Here is a 760-nt window from a genome sequence, read left to right as displayed (position 1 = left end):
GGACTTCGACCTCTACCGGCTCGGCGAGGAGCACGAGATGCTCCGGGAGTCGGTGCGTTCGCTGGCGGAGGCGAAGATCGCTCCGTTCGCGGCGGCGGTGGACGAGGAGGGGCGTTTCCCGCAGGAGGCGTTGGACGCGTTGCGGGCGGCGGATCTGCATGCGGTGCACGTGCCGGAGGAGTTCGGTGGTGCGGGGGCGGACGCGTTGGCGACGGTGCTGGTGATCGAGGAGGTGGCGCGGGTGTGTGCGTCGTCGTCGTTGATCCCGGCGGTGAACAAGTTGGGGTCGCTGCCGGTGCAGTTGGCGGGTTCGGAGGAGTTGAAGGCGAAGTACCTGGGGGCGCTGGCGCGGGGGGAGGGGATGTTCTCGTACTGCCTCTCGGAGCCGGAGGCGGGTTCGGACGCGGCGGGGATGCGGACGCGGGCGGTGCGCGACGGGGACTTCTGGGTGCTCAACGGGGTGAAGCGGTGGATCACCAACGCGGGTGTCTCGGAGTACTACACGGTGATGGCGGTGACGGACCCGGAGAAGCGTTCGAAGGGGATCTCGGCGTTCGTGGTGGAGAAGGGGGATGAGGGGGTCTCCTTCGGCGCGCCGGAGAAGAAGCTGGGGATCAAGGGTTCGCCGACGCGGGAGGTGTACTTCGACAACGTGCGGATTCCGGCGGAGCGGATGATCGGGGCGGAGGGCACCGGTTTCGCCACGGCGATGCGCACGCTGGACCACACCCGGGTCACCATCGCGGCGCAGGCGCTGGGC

The 760-nt window shown here is 69.3% G+C and carries 1 protein-coding gene; it reads left to right on the top strand.

Going from position 1 to position 760, the window contains the following annotated elements; all coding sequences use genetic code 11:
• On the top strand, positions 1 to 760 hold a 760-nt coding region (locus tag IH44_RS0140015), incomplete at both ends, for an acyl-CoA dehydrogenase family protein (RefSeq protein WP_030464771.1).

It is taken from the genome of Kitasatospora sp. NRRL B-11411 (assembly GCF_000721345.1).
Classification (GTDB): domain Bacteria; phylum Actinomycetota; class Actinomycetes; order Streptomycetales; family Streptomycetaceae; genus Kitasatospora; species Kitasatospora cineracea.
The sequence above is the reverse complement of the archived record's forward strand: the minus strand, read 5'-3'. Positions and strand labels throughout refer to the sequence as shown.